2 protein-coding genes and 3 tRNA genes are annotated in these 1,533 nt (G+C 59.0%); all 5 read right to left on the bottom strand.

The window, feature by feature from the left end:
• The coding region (locus tag N2315_09300; protein ID MCX7829367.1) for a sigma-70 family RNA polymerase sigma factor at positions 1–264 on the bottom strand (264 nt) is incomplete at its 3' end.
• Between the two features lie 120 nt (positions 265–384).
• Complete coding sequence (locus N2315_09295; GenBank protein ID MCX7829366.1) at positions 385–1,020, bottom strand: histidine phosphatase family protein; 636 nt, start codon at positions 1,018–1,020, stop codon at positions 385–387.
• Between the two features lie 75 nt (positions 1,021–1,095).
• A tRNA-Thr gene (locus tag N2315_09290) sits at positions 1,096–1,171 on the bottom strand.
• Between the two features lie 22 nt (positions 1,172–1,193).
• Positions 1,194–1,269 (bottom strand) — tRNA-Glu (locus N2315_09285).
• 67 nt (positions 1,270–1,336) lie between these two features.
• A tRNA-Lys gene (locus N2315_09280) sits at positions 1,337–1,412 on the bottom strand.
• Between the last annotated feature and the right edge of the window lie 121 nt (positions 1,413–1,533).

Genomic DNA, 1,533 nt, shown 5'->3' with positions numbered 1-1,533 from the left:
AGCATGGGCCTCCACCCGGGTTAGGAAGTTTATCATCCTGCCCCTTATGCGATAGTAGGCGTAGGTGGAAAACTTAAGCCCCCTCAAGGGATCAAAGTTGTCCACCGCCTCTATGAGACCCACCATGCCCTCCTGGACCAGGTCCTGAAGAGCCCCGGGAGATCCTATCCGCTTGGCCAGCCAGAACACCATGGGCCGCATGGATAGGATTGCCTCCTCCCGGGCTTCATCGTCGCCGGACCTTACCCTCTCCCACAGATCCATCTCCCCATCCTGGGACACATCTTCCACAAAGGGCCCCGAAGGCAAGGGACCACCCCCAATCCGGGCCGCAAACCCCTAAAACTTCAAAAGCCTCAAAGGGAATTCTACCACAAAGGCGACTCACTCTCCGATGGGAGCCAAGGGGTTCCCCATAAGGTGATGCCTGTCGTTGGCGAAGTTGAGCATCCTAAACTCCCCGTACAGGTCCACTCCGGTAAACGAACAGTTATCCATCCTGAAATGCCAAAACACCATGAGATCCCTGACCTTAAGCAGCACCCCCAGAAGAACCCTGAGGGCATAACCGTGGGAGACCACCACCGCCCGCTCCTCATCCAGGATCCCCGACGAGGCCACGAAGTCCTCAAGGCGCCCCCTTATGGATGCCGCATCCTCTCCGCCTGGAGGGGTTCTGCCGAAGGGGTCGGACCGCCAAAGCCGGTACTGGTCCCCGAAGGCCTCCTCTATCTGGCTCACCGTAAGCCCTTCCCAACCGCCGAAGTCCATCTCCGTAAGCCTTGGATCCACCGAAAGGTCCAGATCCGCCGCCGACGAAACCGCCTCCCCAAGGCAGCGGGCCCTCACCAGGGGGCTTGAGTAGATCGCCGTTGGGGACCAGGCCAGTATCCTTTGAGCCGCCAGCTCCGTCTGCCTTAAACCCTCCTCGTCACAGGGCACGTCCGTGCGCCCCTGGTACCGGTACTGGACGTTCCATGACGTCCTGCCGTGACGGACCAGCAATATCCTGCAGACCAAGTGACCACCTCCCACTAAAAAGATGCTCCGTCCATAAAAAAACAAACCCCCTTCGCCAGGAAGGGGGCTGAAACCTGGAGCCGGCGGGCGGACTCGAACCGCCGACCTGCGCATTACGAGTGCGCTGCTCTACCTGCTGAGCTACACCGGCGACGCTCATGACTCAGGGTAAGTGGCGGTCCCAACGGGATTCGAACCCGTGCCGCCGCCTTGAAAGGGCGGTGTCCTAGACCACTAGACGATGGGACCTCTCAAGCGCTCACCGAACAACTTAGGGACCCGCGCACACCCAACGGGGCCGCCATCCCTCGTCGGCTGGTGAGCCGTGTGGGATTCGAACCCACGACACCCGGATTAAAAGTCCGGTGCTCTACCAACTGAGCTAACGGCTCGCCACATCGGTTGATTGTACCTAAAAAAAACCTCTAGTCAAGGGGGCGAATTGCCTCACGTAAAATCTAAACGAAAAGGGAACGTTGCCTCACCTAAGAATCCAAACGAAATATGATCCCC

This window comes from Thermanaerothrix sp. (assembly GCA_026417795.1).
Classification (GTDB): Bacteria; Synergistota; Synergistia; order Synergistales; family Synergistaceae; genus Thermanaerovibrio.
Note: the sequence above shows the minus strand (reverse complement) of the source record. Positions and strands in the feature narration are given on the sequence as shown.